The sequence below is a fragment of the Pseudarthrobacter sp. NPDC092439 genome, from assembly GCF_044754945.1.
In the GTDB taxonomy this organism is placed as follows: Bacteria; Actinomycetota; Actinomycetes; order Actinomycetales; family Micrococcaceae; genus Arthrobacter.
The window spans coordinates 151125-169591 of record NZ_JBIVQB010000005.1 but is presented as its reverse complement, the minus strand read 5'-3'; the positions used below and the strand labels follow the sequence as shown (position 1 = coordinate 169591).

Here is an 18467-nt window from a genome sequence, read left to right as displayed (position 1 = left end):
TAATGTCGCCATGGGGATAAAACAAAAGCTTTCCGCCGTGGCTGTTGCACTGGTTCTTGGAGCGTCACTCGTGTCCTGCGACGACGGACGCGGCGAGGCCGAAGCCGCGGCACAGGAATTTGCCTCCGCCCTCTCCCGGCTGGACGTAGGTTCCGTGGCATTTGACGGCAAGGATGCGGCCGCGGCCAACGAGCAGGTCAAGGCCGTATTCGCGGCGCTCGAGCCACAAAAGCCGGCTGTGGAAGCCGGGGAGCTCACTCGCGACGGCGACAAGGCCGCCGCGCCGATGAACTTCACGTGGGCGTTCGGGGATGCCGAATGGAAATATGCCTCGACCGTGAACTTCAGGAAGTCCGGGGACGGGTGGCTGGCTGTGTGGGATCCGGGCACGCTTGCACCCGGGCTCTCGGACAATGAGATCCTCACCAAAGGCACGCAGACACCGCCCAGGGCGGACATCCTTGGCGCCGGTGACGCGCCCCTGGTCACTTATCGCCCGGTCGTAAATGTAGGCATCGACAAGCCGCGCCTCGGAGCGGCGGATCCCGCTGCTTCAGCCACGAAGCTCGCCGCGCTGGTGGGCGTTGATCCGGGAGACTACGCAAAGCAGGTGGAGGCGGCCGGCCCGGAGGCGTTCGTTCCGGCCATCACGCTGCGTGAGGATGGCCGCACCGTAACGGACCAGCAGATTGCAGCGATCCAAGGAGCCCGCGCCATCCCGGACTCCATTCCACTGGCACCCACCCGGACCTTCGCCCGCGCGGTGCTGGGCACCGTGGGTGAGGCGTCCGCCGAAGAGATCGAAGCCTCCGAAGGCGCCCTCACGGCGGGAGATGTCATCGGGAAAGGCGGCCTTCAGCAGAGGTACGACGAACAGCTGCGGGGAACTGACGCCGTCGTCATCCGGGCGCAGCGTGCAGACCTGACGCGGGAAGAAATCGAGTCCGCCGGCACGGACCCGCGGCGGGTGCTGTTCGAAGTCGAACCCACTCCCGGCAAGCCCCTGAAGACGACGCTCGACCCTGCCCTGCAGACGCTGGCCGAGACGACCCTGGAGAAGGTGGCCCCGGCCTCCGCCATCGTGGCCCTGCGCCCGTCCACCGGGGCCGTCCTTGCGGCCGCCTCGGGTCCGGGCAGCAACGGCTACAACACGGCGATGCTGGGGCAATACGCGCCGGGATCCATCTTCAAGATTGTGGATTCGCTGGCCATGTTCCGCAACGGGCTCACGCCGGATTCAAAGGTCCAGTGCACCCCGACGCTCACGGTGGACGGCCGCCGCTTCAAGAATGCCGAAGGGTATCCGGAGGGGTCGCTGGGATCCGTGACACTCCGTGACGCCTTCGCGCATTCCTGCAACACTGCCTTCATTGCCGCGCGCGACGCCGTGTCCCAGGCACAGCTGGAGTCGGCGGCGACGGCGCTGGGCGTTGCCGTGGACGCGCCGGCACTCGGTGCGGACGCCTTCCTCGGCTCGGTGCCCGGTGAGGCCGCGGGCACGGAGCACGCGGCATCCATGATCGGGCAGGGCAGGGTTCTCCTCTCGCCCCTGGCGGCGGCCGTGATGGCGGGCTCGGTGGCGAAGGGCGCCCCCGTATCGCCGCAGCTGGTCATCTCGTCCGACGGCGGAACCAGCGCCGGTGCCACGTCTCCGCCAGCGTCTTCCGCGCCGTCGGCCGGCGAGCCTGTGACGGCCAAGGAGGCGGCCCTGCTTGCCGACATGATGCGCGCCGTGGTCACCTCGGGCCATGCAGGGTTCCTGGCCGAAGTCCCCGGAAAGCCCGTTGGTGCCAAGACCGGAACCGCCGAGTTCGGGGACGAGAACCCGCCCAAGACGCATGCATGGATCGTGGCGGTGCAGGGGGACCTCGCCGTCGCTGTGTTCGTGGAAGACGGCGGCCTGGGGGCCACCACCTCGGGCCCGCTGCTGAAGCAGTTCCTCACGGCCGCCGGCTGAGCCCCCCCGGGAAGCCCGGCCGGCGGCTTCCGGAATCAGTCCGCGAATCCGTCGGCGATGTCCAGCACCTCGTCCAGGATGGCGAGGCCGGCCTTGGTGTCCGCCACGCTGGTGTTGCAGGGCGGCACCACGTGGATCCGGTTGAAGTTGGCGAACGGCAGGAGTCCCCTGGACTTGCAGGCGGCGACCAGTTGGTTCATTTCCCGGCTGGAACCCCCGTACGGAGCCAGCGGTTCGCGCGTCTCGCGGTTTCGGACAAGCTCGATGGCCCAGAACACGCCGACGCCCCTGACTTCACCAACGGACCGGTGCCGCTCCGCGAAGCCGTCGAGTGCCGGACCGATGACGGTTTCGCCCAGGGCCGCTGCATGCTCCACCATTCGTTCATCTTCCATGGCATTGAGGGTGGCCACGGCAGCCGCGGCGGCCAGTGGATGGCCGGAGTACGTCAGGCCGCCCGGGTAGGCCCGCTGCCCGAATGTGGCCGCGATTTCGGGGTTGATTGCCACTCCGCCCAGCGGGACGTAGCCGGAATTGACGCCCTTGGCGAAGGTGAGCAGGTCCGGAACCACGTTGAAGTGTTCCACGGCGAACCATTTGCCGGTCCGGCCGAAGCCTGCCATCACTTCGTCCGCGATCAGGACGATGCCGAACCGGGTGCAAAGCTCCCGAACCCCTTCGAAGTACCCCGGCGGGGCCATATAGATGCCTGCAGTTCCCGGGATGGATTCCAGGATGAGCGCTGCAATGGTGGACGGTCCCTCCAGGCTGATCAGCTGCTCCAGATGGGCAAGTGCACGCTCGCTTTCCTCTTCCGGGGTGCTGGCATGGAAGGCCGAGCGGTACAGGTATGGCGGGAAGAAGTGAATGGTGCCGGTGCTGCCGCTGTCGCTGGCCCAGCGCCGTGGATCCCCTGTCAGATTGACCGCCAGGTGGGTTCCGCCGTGGTAGGAGCGGTAGGCGGAGAGGACCTTGTGACGGCCGGTGTGGAGCCTGGCCATGCGGACGGCGTGTTCGTTGGCGTCGGCCCCGCCGTTGGTGAAAAAGATTTTGTCCAGTTCTCCCGGGGTCCGCGCGGAGATCAGGCGTGCCGCCTCCGAGCGGGCGTCGTTGGCGTAGCTGGGCGCAATGGTGCACAGCTTCGTGGCCTGCGCCGCAATGGCGGAAACCACGGCGGGGTGCTGGTGGCCGATGTTGGTGTTCACCAGCTGGGACGTGAAGTCCAGGTATTTGTTCCCGTCCCCGTCCCAGACGTAGGAGCCCTGGGCAGCCGTGATGACCATGGGGTCGAGCAGGTCCTGTGCTGACCAGGAGTGGAAGACGTGCTTGCGGTCCAGCTCATACGCCCGACGGGCGCTTTCGGCGTCAATCGCCGGAACCGGTCCGGACTCAACGGTGGAGGTCATGGCATTTTCCTTTCGTGGTTCCGGTCCTAGGCGTTCTGCGGGAAGCCGAGGTTGATGCCTCCGTGGCTGGGGTCCAGCCACCGGGAGGTGACGGCCTTGCCCCGGGTGAAGAAGCCAACCCCTTCCGTGCCGTGCGCGTGGGTATCGCCGAAGAGCGAGTTCTTCCAGCCGCCGAAGGAGTAGTAGGCCATGGGGACAGGGACTGGGACGTTGATGCCCACCATCCCCACTTCCACTTCGTTCTCGAAGCGCCGTGCAGCGCCTCCGTCATTGGTGAAGATGGCGGTGCCGTTGCCGTATGGGTTGCCGTTGATGAGGTTCAGCGCCTGGTCGTAGGTGTCCACGCGCACCACCGACAGAACGGGGCCGAAGATCTCGTCCTTGTAGATCGACATGTCCGGCGTGACGTTGTCGAAGAGCGTCGGCCCGACGAAGAAACCGTCACCCTCGGCGTCGGCCGCGATGTTTCGGCCGTCCACCACGACAGTGGCGCCGGCTGCTTCGCCCGCGTCGATGTACCCGGCCACCTTGTCCCGGTGCTGGGCGGTAACCAGCGGTCCCATGTCGCAGCCGCGAAGTCCGTCGCCGGTGCGCAGTTCGGCGGCCCGTTCGGCGATCTTGGCGACCAGTTCGTCTGCGATGTCCCCCACGGCCAGGAGTGCCGAAATGGCCATGCAACGCTCGCCGGCGGAACCGAAGCCGGCGTTGATTGCCGCGTCGGCCGCCAGGTCGAGATCGGCGTCAGGGAGGACAATCATGTGGTTCTTTGCGCCGCCGAGGGCCTGGACACGTTTACCGGCCGCTGTGGCCGTCTGGTAGACGTACTTGGCGATCGGGGTGGAGCCGACGAAGGAAACAGCCTTGACGTCCGGGTGGTTCAGAAGGGCGTCAACGGCCACCTTGTCACCGTGCAGGACGTTGAAGACGCCGTCAGGAAGACCGGCTTCCTTCCAAAGTTCAGCCATCCAGTTGACGGCTGTGGGGTCTTTTTCGCTCGGCTTGATGATCACCGTGTTTCCGGCCGCGATGGCGAGCGGGAAGAACCACATGGGGACCATGGCCGGGAAGTTGAAGGGGCTGATGACGGCGACAGGACCCAGGGGCTGGCGCATGGAGTGGACATCGACGCTGGTGGAGGCGTTCTCCGTGTAGCTGCCCTTGAGCAGGTGCGGGATGCCGCAGGCGAACTCGACCACTTCCTGGCCGCGGGTGACCTCCCCCAGGGCGTCGGACAGGACCTTGCCGTGTTCGGACGTGATGATCGCTGCGAGCTCCTCCTTGCGGGCATTGAGCAGTTCACGGAACGTGAACAGGATCTGGGTGCGGCGGGCAAGGGACGTGTCCCGCCAGGCGGGGAAAGCGGCCTTGGCTGCAGCCACAGCCGCGTCGCTCTCCTGCGCGGTGGCCAGGGCAACCTGCCCGGTGACCTTCCCCGTGGCGGGGTTGGTGACTGGCGCCGTGTGGTCTCCGACGGGGAGGTAGCTGCCGTTGATCCAGTGCTCGATGATGTTCAAAGTTTCTCCTTGAGGTCGGTGCATTTGTGTCCAGTCTCGCCGTCACAAAGGACCACCGTTAGGGCCGATGTGTAAGGTAAATCACACAGTCGTTTACACTCTGTAAATGCTTCCCTCGGTCCGCGACGTTCTTGGTCTTCCCGTGCTGCAAGCAGCTGCACCGCAGCTGCTGGGCGGTTTCGCGGGTTTGGACGCTCCCGTCCGCTGGGTGCATGTGAGCGAAGTGTTGGACATCTCAGGCCTTCTGGCCGGGGGGGAACTGGTGCTTACTACGGGCCTGGAGCTGGAAAAGCAGCCGGGCCTCACGGCCGGTTTCGTCGCGTCGCTGGAGCAGGCAGGGGCAGCGGGCCTGGTGGTCGAGCTCACCGGCAACCGTGAACGCAGCCTCGCTGCGCTTCGCACCGCGGCGCAGCGGACCGCCCTTCCGGTCGCCGTGGTCCAGCGGCGGGTGCGGTTCGTGCAGGTCACCGAGATTGTGCATCGCATGATCGTTGCGGAGCAGCTGGAACGCGTGGAACACGCGCGGGACGTCCACGAGGCTTTCACGCTCCTCAGCCTGGAGAATGCCGGCACCCAACTAGTGGTGGAAAAGGCGGCCGAAATGATCGGGGCCCCGGTCGTCCTGGAAGACCTGTCCCACCTGGTGCTCGCATTCTCAGCCCAAGGGCGGCCCACCGCGGAGCTGCTCGAGGACTGGGAGCGCCGGTCCCGGACCACCCCGTCACCTGCCGGAACGGCCCGGGCCGGGGCCGAGGGCTGGCTCCAGACTCCCGTGGGGGTGCGGCGCCAGCTGTGGGGAAGGCTGGTGGTTCCCCTGGGCGTGGACGACGACGGCCCTGCGGCTATGGTCCTGGAGCGGGCCGCACAGGCGCTGGCGATCAACCGGCTCGCCGAACGCGATCGGCGCGAACTCAGCCAGCAGGCCCAGGCGGGCCTGCTGAACGCCCTGCGCCAACCCCGCGGTCTTGACGAGGCGGAAGCGCTGGCGCGTGCCGGAGCCCTGGGGCTGAAACGGTCACCGTTCTACGTACCGGTGGTATTCCGAAGGATCGGTCAGTCAGCCGGCGCCGCGGCACGCTCCGGACAGCGGCCGGGCGGACCCTCCCGCGATCCGCTCGCCGGCCAGGAGGAGGAGCGGATCCTGCTCGAACAGCTGGGTCGCGTCCTAAAAACGGTCTCCAGTACCGCCCTGACAGCAAGTATCCAGTCCGGCTCGGTGGGTATGATCCTGGCGTTGCCGGCAAGGCAGCTGGAGGACCCTATGCTGCACCGGCTTACCAATGCCCTGGACCGGGAGCCCGACAGCGTGTCCGCGGAATGGACCGTCGGCGTGGGCCACGCGCGGGGGAGCCTGCTCGAGGCCGCGGCCGGAGTTGACGAGGCCGCACACGTGGCGGAAACCTCGGCCACCCTGCGCGGCGTCCGCAAGCCGTTCTACCGGGCCACGGACGTCCGGCTGCGTGGACTGCTGGCCCTGCTGCGGAACGATCCGCGCGTCCAGCAGTTCGTGGAGTCGGAGCTGGAGGTCCTGCTGCAGGATGAAGCCCAGGGCCGGGGTGGTCACCTCGAACTTCTCGCCCGGTACCTGGAGTCGGGCGGCAACAAGGCAGCCATGGCGCGCAGCGGCTACCTCAGCAGACCCACGCTGTACGCCCGGCTCGGGCGGCTTGAGGAACTCCTGGGCGTGGACCTCGATGACGCCGAATCCCGGACTTCGCTGCACGTGGCGCTCCTGCTCCACAGGCTCCAGGCTCTTTGAGTCCGATGAGCACAGAACCGACCGGACTTCCGTAACGGCACGTGCCGTAGAGAGTGGTTTTTGACCGATGGCAAAGCCCTTCACCCTTACGCAGCTGCGCTACTTCGCCGTGGTTGCGGAACTCGAGAACATGACGGCGGCCGCCGAACGGCTGCTGGTCACCCAGTCAACCCTGTCAACCGCGGTTGCCCAGCTGGAATCAAGCCTGTCAACGCAGCTGTTCGTGCGGCTGCCAACCCGGGGGCTGAGGCTCACGCCATCCGGCAGGCAGCTTTCGCAGGACATCAAGGTGCTGCTTGAGCACGCGGACGCCCTGTACGAATCTGCCCACGGTCTGTCCGCTGGCCTCGTGGGTGAGCTGAAAGTGGGGGTCTTTGCGCCCCTGGCTCCCTTCAGGCTGCCGGCAATTCTCCAGACCTTCGAAGTCCAGCACCCCGGCGTGGAGGTGTCATTCCTGGAGGCCGATCTCGCCACACTCCAGAGCGCCCTGCTGGACGGGCGGTGCGACGTTGCGTTGATGTATGGCCTTGGCCTTGGGCGCGGCTTTACCTACAAGGTGCTGGAACGCGTGCCGCCTCACGTCCTGGTACATGCCGGGCATCCGGCCGCAGCACGCCCCGGCCGCAGCATTGCGCTCAAAGAGCTCGACGGCGAACCGTCCGTGGTGCTGGATCTCCCCCACAGCCGCGAATATTACGAGCAGCTCTATGCACTCGCCGGCATTGTCCCCAACGTCCGGCACCGCTTCGCGGGTTACGAGACGGTCCGGTCCTTCGTTGCGAAGGGCCATGGTTACGCCATGCTCAATCAGCGGCTGAACAGTGACATGACGTATTCCGGCGGAAAGGTGGTGGCGCTGGCGCTGACGGACAATTTCCCGCCCATCGAGGTGATGCTGGTCCGGCCGGAGGGGGTGCAGCCTACGCGCCGTGCCCTCGCCTTCGAAGAGACGTGCCGCCGCATCTACACGGCAGCCGCCGCAGGCCACGCACCTGCAGGCGGGTGAATGCCCTGACACCTGACTGGCACGGGCATTGGCGAAATCTATTGATGGCAGCAAATCAATCAATTGGACACATGTGTGGCAGATCACACATGGTTGTTCCAGCGCGGATGTCAGCGGGGTTCCTGGAAGGGAAAGCCCCTCCAGCCACACCGCTCGCCCCACCTCCCCGGCGGGACAACCATGTTGATCAAAGGAGATTCTGTGGTTCAGATCCATCCCCAACCCCAGCAGGCACCTGACGTTGTACAGACCCCTGCGCCGGACGTTCCCGTTCGTGAAACGGCGGCGGCCGTCAACGCACGCCCCGGCGTTACGAAGATGCAGAAGCGCGTGCTGGCGGGCGGAAGCATCGGCCAGTTCATCGAGTTCTACGATTTCACGCTCTACGGCCTCACCGCGGTGATCTTCTCGCAGCTCTTCTTCCCCGCGGCCAACCCCGTTGCAGCGATGCTGGCCACCTTTGCCACGTTCGGCGTCGCGTTTGTAGTGCGGCCCATTGGCGGCCTCTTCTTCGGCGCGCTTGGTGACAGGATCGGCCGCCGGCGGGTCCTCACCATCACGCTCGTCGCGATCGGCGCAGCCACCGCCCTCATGGGCCTCCTGCCCACCTATGGCCAGATCGGCGCATGGGCACCGGCCCTCCTGGTCCTCTGCCGGCTCGTCCAGGGCTTTTCGGCAGGCGGCGAGTCCGTAGGTGCCCCGTCCTTCGTCTTCGAGCACGCCCCGGTCAAGAGCCGCGGGTTCTGGCTGAACATCACTATCGCCGCAACCGCGCTGCCTTCTGTGACTGCCGGAACCATGATCCTCATCCTCAGCCAGTCCATGTCCAACGAGTCCTTCATGGCCTGGGGCTGGCGCATCCCGTTCCTGCTGGCCCTGCCGCTTGCACTCTTCGGAGTCTGGATCCGCAGCCGCACCGTGGAGAGTGAAGCCTTTAACGAGGCCAAGGCAAGCCGGACGAAGGAATTCAGTCCCGTCCGCGAGGCCTTCCGCGAAAACAAGCTGCGGATGGTCCAGGTCATCTTCGTCATGGGCCTGACCGCCATGGGCTTCTACTTCCTCTCCGCCTACTTCGTGTCCTACGTCCAGACCTCGGGCGGGCTCAGCCGCGAACAGTCCCTGCTGGTCAACGCAGCCGCCTTGGCGCTCTACGCCGTGCTGTTGCCGCTTGGCGGCCGGGTCGGCGACCGCGTGGGACGCAAGCCGATGCTGATCGCGGGCTCTGCCGTCCTGGCCGCCGTTTCCGTACCGTGCTTCATGCTGGTCACCAGCGGCAGCCTGCCGCTCGCACTGCTGGGCCAGGCACTGTTCGTTGTGGCGCTGTGCATCTACGGCGGCGGCTGTTACACGTTCTTTGTGGAGATCTTCACGACGAAGACGCGTTTCACGTCGGCCGCGATCAGCTACAACGGCGCGTACGCGCTCTTTGGCGGGACCGCACCGTTCATCGGCACCGCCCTGGTGGGAGGCAGCGGTGTACCGCACGCCCCCGGCTTCTACATGGCCGCGGCGGCCGCCGTCGTCCTTCTCCTGGTCCTCTTCACCCGGGTGCCGGAGACGCGCGGCCGGATGGGCTAGAAGCCCCCGCCCTCTTTCCTCTCCACAGCCAGACCTAAGGACTTCCCCCATGAATTCAGCAGCTTTCCTGTCCGACTTCCACCACGTTGCCACCATCGGCGCCACAGCGAACAACGGTGTGGACCGGCAGGCCGCAACCGCCGAGGACGCGCTCACCCGCCAGTGGTTCGCGGCCTGGGTGAACGACGCCGGGTGGGAACTCCGGGTGGACGGAATCGGAAACATGTTCGGGCTGGTGGAGTGGGTGCCCGGGGCTCCGTACGTCATCATCGGATCGCACCTGGACAGCCAGCCGCTGGGAGGCCGTTTCGACGGCGCCTACGGTGTCATCGCCGCGCTGCACGCCGCCCGGCGGCTGCAAGCGGAGGTTGCCGCCGGCAGGGCACGGCCCCGCTTCAACCTGGCGGTGGTCAACTGGTTCAACGAAGAGGGCGGGCGCTTTGCCCCGAGCATCATGGGCAGCTCGGTGTACGCGGGCCTGCTCGACCGGGGGCAGATGCTCGACGTCGCCGACCTGCAGGGTGTTACTGTCCGCGATGCTTTGGCCGGCATCGGGTACCTCGGCACGGCCGAGGCGCCCGATGCCGCCGCCTACGCTGAAATCCACATCGAGCAGGGCCGCATCCTGGAGCGCGAGGGGATCACCATCGGCCTGGTGGACAGCAGCTGGTACACCCAGAAGCTGGATATCGAAGTACTGGGCGAACAGTCGCACACCGGAGCCACGGCCATGGCTGACCGGCACGACGCCCTGGTGGCTGCCTCCAAGATCATCCTCATGGTGCACGATGTCACCAAGGAGTTTGCGGACGAGGCCATTGTTTCCTCTGTGGGACAGCTGACGCTGGAGCCGAACTCACCGATCGTGGTGGCCCGCCGGGTGCACCTCGTCGCGGACCTGCGCTCGGCCGATCCGGACATCGTCAAGCAGGCGCGGGCGAAACTCCTGAAGGACATCGACACCCTGGCCCGTGAACACGACATCAAAGTGAACGTCAAGGACTTCGATATCCGCCCCATCCGGCGCTTTCCGGAGGCCGGCCTGGAACTCGCGGACAAGGTGGCGGCGAACCTGGGTCTCTCAGCCCGGCGCATCCAGACCATGGCAGGCCACGACTCGGTTGCCATGAACACCGTGGCTCCTTCCGTCATGCTGTTCATTCCCAGCGTGGACGGCGTTTCGCACTGCGAGCGGGAGTTCACCACCGACGCCGACATGGTGGCCGGGGTGGACATGCTCACCGGCGTTGCCCGCGAGCTCGTGGCGGGGGCCTTGGCCGGGACTGCGGCGCCGGCCGTGGCGGCGCTGGCATGACGGACCTGCACTACCTTGATGCCACCGGCGCGCTGAGATTGTTCCGGAGCCGGGAGCTTTCGCCGGTGGAGTTCCTGGACGCGTTAATTGCGCGGACGGAAGCCGTCAACGGCGCCATCAACGCACTCACCGAAACGCTCTTCGCCGAAGCAAGGCTGGCCGCCCGGCAGGCCGCCACCCGGTACGCGCGCGGCAGGGACCTTGCCCCGCTCCTGGGCCTTCCGGTGGCCGCCAAGGAAAAGCACGGGCTCCGCGGCCGCACCCTGTCGCAGGGGCTCCTGGCGCGGAAAGGCGACATTGCGGCGGCCGACCATCCGGTGATCGAACGCATCAGGAACGCGGGCGGCATCATCCACGCCCGCACAACGACCCCAGAGTACAGCTGCGCCACCGTGACCCACAGCCCGCTGTGGGGCGTAACGCGGAATCCATGGAACCTGACCTATTCTCCCGGCGGATCCTCCGGCGGCTCGGGGGCGGCACTGGCAGCCGGCCTGGCCCCGCTGGCTACGGCTTCGGACATCGCAGGCTCAACCAGGCTGCCGGCGTCGTTCACGGGGACCGTGGGGTTCAAGGCCTCCTACGGACGCATCCCGGGGCTGGGGCCGCTCGCCGCGGACCACTATCGCGGAGACGGGCCCATGGCCAGGACAGTAGCGGACACGGCACTGCTGGCCGGGATCATGGCGGGGAAGTCTCCCGCGGACCATGCATCGCTGGCGGATCTCCCGGCGGGCTGGCCAGGACAGGGCATGGCCGGCGGCGGGAGTACCGTGGCCGGCATGAGGATCGCCTTGTGCGTCCGGCTGGGCAATTATCCGGTGGCGGCAGATATCGAGGCCAATACCCGCACCGCCGCAGAGGCACTTCGCCAGGCCGGCGCGGCGGTGGAGGAAATCGAGCTCCCGTGGACCACGGAGAGCATCAGGCGGACCATTTTCACCCACTTCGGCTACCTTCTGGGACCGGCAATGGAGGACGAGACAGCGGAATCGGTGGACCAGCTGGCTCCCTACACACGGCGGTTCATGGCGGACGCCCGCCGGGCAGCCGGGGAGAACCGCTACCTCGACGGCATCCGCGCCGAGTCCCGGCTGCAGGCCGGGCTGGCGGCGGCGATGGCAGGGTTTGACGCGATGGTCTGCCCGGTGTCCGCAGTTCCGGCCCTGGAGGCGGAAGGACAGTACCTTGACGGCATAGACGCCGGCACGGTGCACCTCGAGCATTACTGGGAAGGGCACATGACGGCGCCTTTCAACATTGCAAACCGGTGCCCGGTGCTTGCCGTCCCCAGTGGCATGGCCGACTGCGGAATTCCCACCGGCGTCCAGATCGTGGGGCATCCCTTCGAGGACGCGACGGTCTTCCGGGTGGGGGCAGCGCTGGAAGCCGTGCTGCCGTGGACCCGCCGCCCCCCGTTGTAGGGAGGGGTTCGTGGGAGTATTGAACGTGTGGCCCATATCGACGTTTCCGGCATAGATTACTTCCTCTCCGACGGCACCCAGCTGCTGAACGGGGTGACCTTCAAGGTCCCGGACGGCACCAAGACCGCGCTGATCGGCCCCAACGGCACCGGCAAGACCACGTTGTTCCGCATCATCGCCGGCGACCTCGTCCCGGACGAAGGGGTGGTCGGACGCTCGGGAAACATGGGCATCATGCGCCAGTTCGTGGGCCAGGTCCGGGACGGGTCCACGGTGCGGGACCTGCTGGTCTCGGCGGCGCCGCCCGCCCTTGCGGCCGCGGCGCGCGAGGTGGACGACGCGGAGCTTGCCATGGTGGAGCACGACGACGAGCCAAGCCAGATGCGGTACGCCCAGGCAATCGTGGACTGGGGAGACGCGGGAGGCTATGACGTCGAGACCGTCTGGGACGAAGTCTGCATGGCCGCGCTGGGACTGCCGTACGACCGCGCCCAGCACCGCGCGGCGTCGACGCTTTCCGGCGGTGAGCAGAAGCGCCTGGTGCTGGAGGCGCTCTTCGCCGGCCCGGACGAGCTCCTGCTGCTGGATGAACCGGACAACTACCTGGACGTCCCTGGCAAGCGCTGGCTCGAAGAGAAGCTCAACGAGTCCAGAAAGACCGTGTTCTTCATCAGCCACGACCGCGAGCTGCTGAACAACGCCGCCGGCCGGATCGTAACGCTGGAGCCCGGCATCAACGGGGCGTCCGCCTGGATCCACGGCGGCGGCTTCGGCTCCTACGTCGAGGCCCGCGCAGACCGCAACGCCCGGTTCGAGGAGCTGCGCAAGCGCTGGGACGAGGAGCACGTGAAACTCAAAGAGCTCGTGAACATGTACAAGAACAAGGCCGCGTTCCGCTCCGACATGGCCAACCGGTACCACGCAGCCCAGACCCGCCTGGCCAAGTTCCTGGAGATTGGTCCGCCTGAGGCGCTGCCCGTCGAACAGAACGTGCAGATGCGGCTCAAAGGCGGGCGGACCGCCAAGCGCGCGATCGTCGCGGAGAAGCTCGAGTTGACCGGGCTGATGAAGCCGTTCTCCACCGAAGTCTGGTTCGGCGACCGGGTTGGCGTGCTGGGCTCCAACGGCTCAGGCAAGTCACACTTCCTGCGGCTCCTGGCCACGGGAGGCACCGACCCGGAGCGTGAGCACCTGCCCGTTTCCGACGTCGAAATCGCCGAAGTCCCGCACGAGGGCACCGTGAAGCTGGGGGCGCGCATCCGGCCGGGCTTCTTCGCGCAGACGCACGTCCGCCCGGACCTGCTGGGCAAGACCCTGCTTGAGATCCTGCACCGCGGCGACGAGCACCGCTCCGGCCTGGGCCGTGAGGCCGCCGCCGGAGCGCTGGACGGGTACGGCCTTGCGGGGCAGTCGGAACAGAAATATGAGTCCCTGTCCGGCGGGCAGCAGGCGCGTTTCCAGATCCTGCTGCTCCAGCTCTCCGGCGCCACGCTGCTGCTGCTGGACGAGCCCACGGATAACCTGGACCTGCACTCGGCCGAGGCGCTGGAGCGGGCCATCGACCACTTTGAAGGCACCGTCCTGGCCGTCACACATGACCGCTGGTTCGCGCGGACCTTTGACCGGTTCCTGGTGTTCGGCTCGGACGGGAAGGTCTATGAATCTGCCGGACCGGTCTGGGACGAAAAGCGCGTGGAACGCGCCCGTTGACCCCACGCTCTCTCACTTAATGCACGTTTTGGCCGCACGCTCTCTCGCCGGGTGAGAGAGGGTTGGTTGTTTTCCTCCATTAAGTGAGAGAGCGTCTGCAGGACGCCACCCGCAATCTCCCAGTGGAAGTAGACAAAGCATGAGCATCGGAACCGGCCGGCACCAGGGGCTGAAGGCCGCGGCGGCGGCCACCTTCGTGGTCTTTGGAATCAACGGACTGGCGTTTGCCAGCTGGGCCGCGCGCATCCCCGCTGTGACGGAAACGCTGCGCATCAGTTCCGGACAGATGGGGACACTGCTGCTGTGCACCGCGGTTGGATCGCTTCTGGCGCTTCCGACGGCGGGGTTCGTGGTGGGCAGGATCGGCACTGCCAACGCGGTGCGTACCGGCGGCATCCTCGCTGCTGCAGCGGCGGTGGGGGTCGCGGGGTCGCTTTTCGCGGCATACATTCCCGGGACGGCGGTTTCCCTCTTCTTCTTCGGGATCGCGGTGGGCCTCTGGGATGTCTCCCAGAACATCGAGGGCGCCGACGTGGAACACAAAATGAACCGGACCATCATGCCCCAGTTCCATGCGGCGTTCAGCGGCGGCGCGTTCATCGGGGCGATCGTCGGCGCGGGCCTGTCCAACCTGGGCGTCGGCCTGCCGGTACATTTATTGGCCATTGCGGGAGTCGTGCTGCTGTCCACACTGGTGGCTCCCCGCTACTTCCTCCCCCACCTTGCCCGGACCGTTACGGCGGGTGAACCGAAGCCTGCCAGCGGCCCCACGGCCTGGCGCGATGGCCGGACCCTGCTGGTCGGCGTCGTGGTCCTGGGCGCGACGCTCACCGAAGGCGCCGGCAACGACTGGATCGCCAAGGCCTCCGTTGACGGCCTGGGCACCTCGGACTCCACAGGGGCGCTGATGTTTGCCCTGTTCGTCCTGGCCATGACAGCCATGCGCTTCCTGGGGGGACGCGTCATCGACGCATACGGCCGGGTGGCGGTTCTCCGGGCCAGCATGGCGGCAGCCGCGGCCGGACTCTGCCTGTTCGTCCTCGCAGGCAATGTGGGGCTTGCTGCAGTGGGAGCCGCCCTCTGGGGCGTGGGCGCAGCACTGGCGTTCCCCATGGGAATGTCCGCCGCGGCAGACGACCCCCAGCATGCGGCGGCCCGGGTATCCGTTGTCTCCACCTTGGGATACGTGTCGTTTCTTGCCGGGCCTCCCCTGCTGGGCTACTTGGGCGATCTCACCGGGATCCACCTCGCGCTGCTGGCCATCCTGGCACCCATCCTCCTCGCACTGCTGCTGGCGGGCGCAGCCCGGCCGCTTCCCGTAGAACTGAAAACCGCGGAAACCGGCACCGGAAGGTAGCCGGCTCCGGCGGTGGGAGTAGGGTGATCGCATGCAGAGCATGTGGCGCCGGAGCCATCGGAGGATCGCCAGGCTGGACAGATACCTGGTCCGGCATGTTTCCCGTTTCCCAGGAGGCGGGCACGACGGCTTCTTCCGGCGGCTCTCCGCCTCGGCCAACCATGGAAAGCTGTGGATGGCGGCGGCGGCCGTCATGGCTGCCTTCCCCGGGAAGCCGCGCCGCGCCGCGCTCCACGGCCTGATAGCGCAGGCCGTGGCGTCCGCGGTAACCAACATGGGGTTCAAGACACTGCTTCCCCGGGCCCGACCGCTTCCGGAGCACCTGCCAGTTTTCAGGTTCGTCCACCCCCAGCCCACCAGTTCGTCCATGCCGTCCGGCCACTCGGCCTCTGCCGTCGCCTTTGCCACGGGAGCGGGCCTGGTGCATCCTGGCCTCGGGGCCGCCTTGGCGCCGGTCGCTGCGGGGGTCGCATACTCCCGCGTGCATACTGGTGCGCACTGGCCGTCCGACGTGGTGTTCGGATCGGCACTGGGCGCCGGCGCCGCGCTGGTGACGCGCCACTGGTGGCCGGTCAAGCCGCCCACGCCTGAAACGGCAAGGACCTGGACCCAGGCTCCCGAACTCCCCGGCGGTGGCGGTCTCAGCATCGTAGTCAACACCTTGGGCGGGTCGTTCAAGGAGGAAACCGCGAACGCCCTCCGCGAAGTATTCCCCAATGCGTATATAAATGCTGTCCGGCCTGAGGCGGATCTGAGGGAGCAAATCGAGCTAACGCTGAAGCACCCAGGTACCAAAGCCCTGGGTGTGTGGGGCGGCGACGGGACCGTGGGCGCTGCCGCTGCGGCCGCCGTCGAACATTCACTGCCCCTGCTGGTCCTGCCCGGCGGAACGCTCAATCACTTTGCCCGCGACGCCGGCACCGGGAGCCTCAAGGACGCCGTGGTGGCCGCCGGAAAAGGTGAGGCGGCGCTGGCGGACACGGGGGTAGTGGAGGTGGAGCGGGGCCTGCCGGACGGGACGGAGACGACGGAGCTGCTGATGCTGAACACCTCCAGCATCGGGCTTTATCCCAACCTCGTGAGGCGCCGCGAGCAGCTGACGCCGGCATTGGGCAAGCCGCTGGCCGGCGTCGTAGCCATGTTCCGGACATTCGCCGCGGGAACTCCGGTGACCCTGGCAGTGGATGGCGTCCGGCACCGGGTGTGGATCGCGTACTTGGGGCGTGGCCGCTACTATCCGAGGGACCATGCGCCACTGCTCCGGCCGGTCCTCGACGACGGGGTGCTGGACGTCCGGCTCATCACCGCCGATGAGCGGTTCGCCAGGGTGCGGCTGCTGTGGTCCGTGCTGACAGGCACCGTGGCAAGCTCCCGCATCACCCATCTGCGGGAGGCCACCGAGGTGGAGATCGACGCCGGAGGCGCACCTATGGCGCTGGCGGTGGACGGTGAAGCGCTGGCCGGCGTGCGAAGGGTCCGGTACCGGGTGGCGCCGAGGTCGCTCACGTACTACTCGCCGCGGCCGTGAAGGGGGTTGCCCCCTGAACAGTCCCTGAATCACCCCTGAATCGTGGCGAAACCGGCGCTCAAGCTGTCTGTTGGTGGGTAGCGTAGGGACTGAACCTGCACTGCCCACCCCCGCAGCCCCGCGCTGCCGTCCAAAGGAACTTATCCATGATTGAGGCACAGGGCCTGACGAAGGTTTACGGCAGCAAGACCGCCGTGGCCGGAGTGAGTTTCACGGTTGAACCGGGGCGGGTTACAGGCTTTCTGGGACCGAACGGCGCCGGGAAATCCACCACGATGCGGATGATCATGGGGCTGGACCGGCCGACGTCGGGCTCCGTGACCATCAACGGCGTGCCCTACGTCCGGCATAGGGCCCCGCTGCGTGAGGTGGGCGCGCTCCTGGAGGCCAAAGCGGTGCACACCAGCCGCAGCGCCTACAACCACCTCCTGGCCATGGCCGCCACGCACGGTATTTCCAAAGCGGGGGTGCACGAAGTGATCGGGATGACCGGGCTGGAGGCGGTGGCGCGGAAGAAGGCCGGCGGGTTTTCGCTGGGCATGGGCCAACGGCTGGGCATTGCCGGTGCCCTGCTGGGGGACCCGCAGGTCCTGATCCTGGATGAGCCGGTGAATGGCCTGGACCCCGAAGGAGTGGTGTGGGTCCGTAACCTGGTTCGGTACCTGGCCGGACAGGGGCGCACGGTGTTCCTCTCGAGCCACCTGATGAGCGAAATGGCGCAGACTGCCGATCACCTGATTGTGATCGGCCGCGGCCGGGTGATCGCCGATGCCCCCATCCGGGACATCATTACGGGCAAAGGCCAGGCACGGGTCCGGGTGCGGACCGAGGAGCCGGAGCGGCTGGCGCAGCTGCTCACAGCGGGGGGTGCAACGGTTGAATCTCCGGAGCGTGAATTGCTCGAAGTGAAGGGCTTGGATTCCAAGGAGATCGCGGGCGTGGCGCTCGGCCACCAGGTTATGGTCTACGAGCTAACGCCCCTGGTTGCGAGCCTCGAGGAGGCTTACATGGAACTGACCAAGGATGACGTCGAATACCACTCCCTTCCCGCTGCGGAGGTCAGCAAATGAGCACTACTGCCCCTGAACGTGCCCTGACCGGCCCCAGCTTCTTCCGCGTGCTCAGGTCTGAAGGCATCAAGTTCCGCACCCTTCTTTCCACTTTGGTCCTGATCGCTTCCACGGCGGCGGTGATGGTGGGCTTCGGCGCACTGTCCGCCTGGGGCACGGGCCAGTTCGCCGATGCAGCGGCCGAGGACCCGCAGGCGGCCGCCCGGCTGGCGGCCCAGGGCGGCGACCTGGCAGTCAGCGTGCCCACTTCAGGGATCGCCTTTGCCCAGCTGATCCTCGGGTCCCTGGGCGTACTCCTTATGAGTTCCGAGTTTTCCACCGGCATGGCCCGGTCCACCTTTTCCGCCGTGCCGAAGCGGCTTCCCGCGTTCGCAGCCAAGCTGCTGGTCGTCACAGTGACGTCCTTCGCGGTCACCGCCGCATCCACCTGGGTGGCCGGCCTGGTGGCCGTGCCCATCCTGGACAACTACGGGCTCAAGCTGGACCTGGGCAGTTCCCAGTCCCTGAAGCTCCTTCTGGTGAGCAGCGTTTACGTTGCGGCTGTTGCAGCGATCGGCCTGGCGCTGGGCACGCTGCTCAGGAACTCCGCCGGCGGCATCATGAGCCTGGTAGGCCTTTTCTTCGTGGCGCCCATTGCCTTCCAGCTGATCCCCGGCGAGTTCTTCGAGGAGACCCGCAAGTATCTGCCCGGCAACACGGTTGAACCGTTGACGGCCGTGGAGCATGTGCCGGAAACATTGGAGGCGTGGCAGGCCGGACTCGTCCTGGGCACGTGGGTGGTGGTTCCGCTGGTGCTCGCCGCGGTGCTCCTGAAACGCCGGGACGTGTAGGCGGCTGGCTAGA

General features: G+C 67.0%; 13 protein-coding genes. 11 read left to right on the top strand and 2 right to left on the bottom strand.

The window, feature by feature from the left end:
- Positions 1-10: 10 nt before the first annotated feature.
- On the top strand, positions 11-1957 hold the full coding sequence (locus ACIQCM_RS12405; protein WP_400607110.1) for a penicillin-binding transpeptidase domain-containing protein: 1947 nt from the start codon (positions 11-13) through the stop codon (positions 1955-1957).
- A gap of 35 nt (positions 1958-1992) precedes the next feature.
- Here ACIQCM_RS12405 and ACIQCM_RS12400 read toward each other — a convergent pair whose 3' ends face one another.
- Together ACIQCM_RS12400 and ACIQCM_RS12395 are read right to left on the bottom strand one after the other, a co-directional pair.
- The gene (locus tag ACIQCM_RS12400; RefSeq protein ID WP_400607113.1) at positions 1993-3363 is read right to left on the bottom strand and encodes an aspartate aminotransferase family protein; all 1371 of its coding nucleotides are present in this window, start codon (positions 3361-3363) and stop codon (positions 1993-1995) included.
- 26 nt (positions 3364-3389) lie between these two features.
- Positions 3390-4877, bottom strand: a complete 1488-nt coding sequence (locus ACIQCM_RS12395; RefSeq protein WP_400607115.1) for a CoA-acylating methylmalonate-semialdehyde dehydrogenase — start codon at positions 4875-4877, stop codon at positions 3390-3392.
- A gap of 106 nt (positions 4878-4983) precedes the next feature.
- Between ACIQCM_RS12395 and ACIQCM_RS12390 the strand changes: the two genes are divergently transcribed.
- From ACIQCM_RS12390 to ACIQCM_RS12345, 10 genes are all read left to right on the top strand, one after another.
- Positions 4984-6636 carry a PucR family transcriptional regulator gene (locus ACIQCM_RS12390; protein ID WP_400607117.1) on the top strand — a complete coding sequence of 551 codons (1653 nt, stop codon included), beginning with the start codon at positions 4984-4986 and terminating at the stop codon, positions 6634-6636.
- Between the two features lie 67 nt (positions 6637-6703).
- Complete coding sequence (locus ACIQCM_RS12385) at positions 6704-7642, top strand: LysR family transcriptional regulator (RefSeq protein ID WP_400607119.1); 939 nt, start codon at positions 6704-6706, stop codon at positions 7640-7642.
- A gap of 201 nt (positions 7643-7843) precedes the next feature.
- Positions 7844-9220 carry an MFS transporter gene (locus ACIQCM_RS12380; RefSeq protein ID WP_400607121.1) on the top strand — a complete coding sequence of 459 codons (1377 nt, stop codon included), beginning with the start codon at positions 7844-7846 and terminating at the stop codon, positions 9218-9220.
- Between the two features lie 49 nt (positions 9221-9269).
- Positions 9270-10535: a M20 family metallo-hydrolase gene (locus ACIQCM_RS12375; protein WP_400607123.1), complete on the top strand. Its 1266-nt coding sequence runs from the start codon at positions 9270-9272 to the stop codon at positions 10533-10535.
- Entirely contained in the window at positions 10532-11959 is a 1428-nt protein-coding gene (locus ACIQCM_RS12370) for an amidase (RefSeq protein ID WP_400607126.1), read from the top strand. Before ACIQCM_RS12375 ends, ACIQCM_RS12370 begins: the two co-directional genes overlap by 4 nt.
- A gap of 27 nt (positions 11960-11986) precedes the next feature.
- A complete protein-coding gene (locus tag ACIQCM_RS12365; protein ID WP_400607128.1) occupies positions 11987-13669 on the top strand; it encodes an ABC-F family ATP-binding cassette domain-containing protein in 1683 nt (560 codons plus the stop codon).
- 139 nt (positions 13670-13808) lie between these two features.
- On the top strand, positions 13809-15026 hold the full coding sequence (locus ACIQCM_RS12360) for an MFS transporter (protein WP_400607131.1): 1218 nt from the start codon (positions 13809-13811) through the stop codon (positions 15024-15026).
- A 31-nt stretch (positions 15027-15057) separates the two neighbouring features.
- Positions 15058-16554, top strand: coding sequence for a bifunctional phosphatase PAP2/diacylglycerol kinase family protein (locus tag ACIQCM_RS12355; RefSeq protein WP_400607133.1), 1497 nt, complete (start codon positions 15058-15060; stop codon positions 16552-16554).
- A gap of 146 nt (positions 16555-16700) precedes the next feature.
- Positions 16701-17624 carry an ABC transporter ATP-binding protein gene (locus tag ACIQCM_RS12350; RefSeq protein WP_400607136.1) on the top strand — a complete coding sequence of 308 codons (924 nt, stop codon included), beginning with the start codon at positions 16701-16703 and terminating at the stop codon, positions 17622-17624.
- Entirely contained in the window at positions 17621-18454 is an 834-nt protein-coding gene (locus ACIQCM_RS12345) for an ABC transporter permease (RefSeq protein WP_400607138.1), read from the top strand. The genes ACIQCM_RS12350 and ACIQCM_RS12345 overlap by 4 nt, the downstream gene beginning before the upstream one ends.
- The last annotated feature ends 13 nt before the right edge of the window (positions 18455-18467 follow it).

Coding starts and splice junctions, on each gene's coding strand:
- ACIQCM_RS12385 (WP_400607119.1), top strand. CDS start 6,704: ATGGCAAAGCCCTTCACCCTTACGCAGCTGCGCTACTTCGCCGTGGTT.
- ACIQCM_RS12405 (WP_400607110.1), top strand. CDS start 11: ATGGGGATAAAACAAAAGCTTTCCGCCGTGGCTGTTGCACTGGTTCTT.
- ACIQCM_RS12370 (WP_400607126.1), top strand. CDS start 10,532: ATGACGGACCTGCACTACCTTGATGCCACCGGCGCGCTGAGATTGTTC.
- ACIQCM_RS12355 (WP_400607133.1), top strand. CDS start 15,058: ATGCAGAGCATGTGGCGCCGGAGCCATCGGAGGATCGCCAGGCTGGAC.
- ACIQCM_RS12360 (WP_400607131.1), top strand. CDS start 13,809: ATGAGCATCGGAACCGGCCGGCACCAGGGGCTGAAGGCCGCGGCGGCG.
- ACIQCM_RS12400 (WP_400607113.1), bottom strand. CDS start 3,363: ATGACCTCCACCGTTGAGTCCGGACCGGTTCCGGCGATTGACGCCGAA.
- ACIQCM_RS12345 (WP_400607138.1), top strand. CDS start 17,621: ATGAGCACTACTGCCCCTGAACGTGCCCTGACCGGCCCCAGCTTCTTC.
- ACIQCM_RS12390 (WP_400607117.1), top strand. CDS start 4,984: ATGCTTCCCTCGGTCCGCGACGTTCTTGGTCTTCCCGTGCTGCAAGCA.
- ACIQCM_RS12350 (WP_400607136.1), top strand. CDS start 16,701: ATGATTGAGGCACAGGGCCTGACGAAGGTTTACGGCAGCAAGACCGCC.
- ACIQCM_RS12375 (WP_400607123.1), top strand. CDS start 9,270: ATGAATTCAGCAGCTTTCCTGTCCGACTTCCACCACGTTGCCACCATC.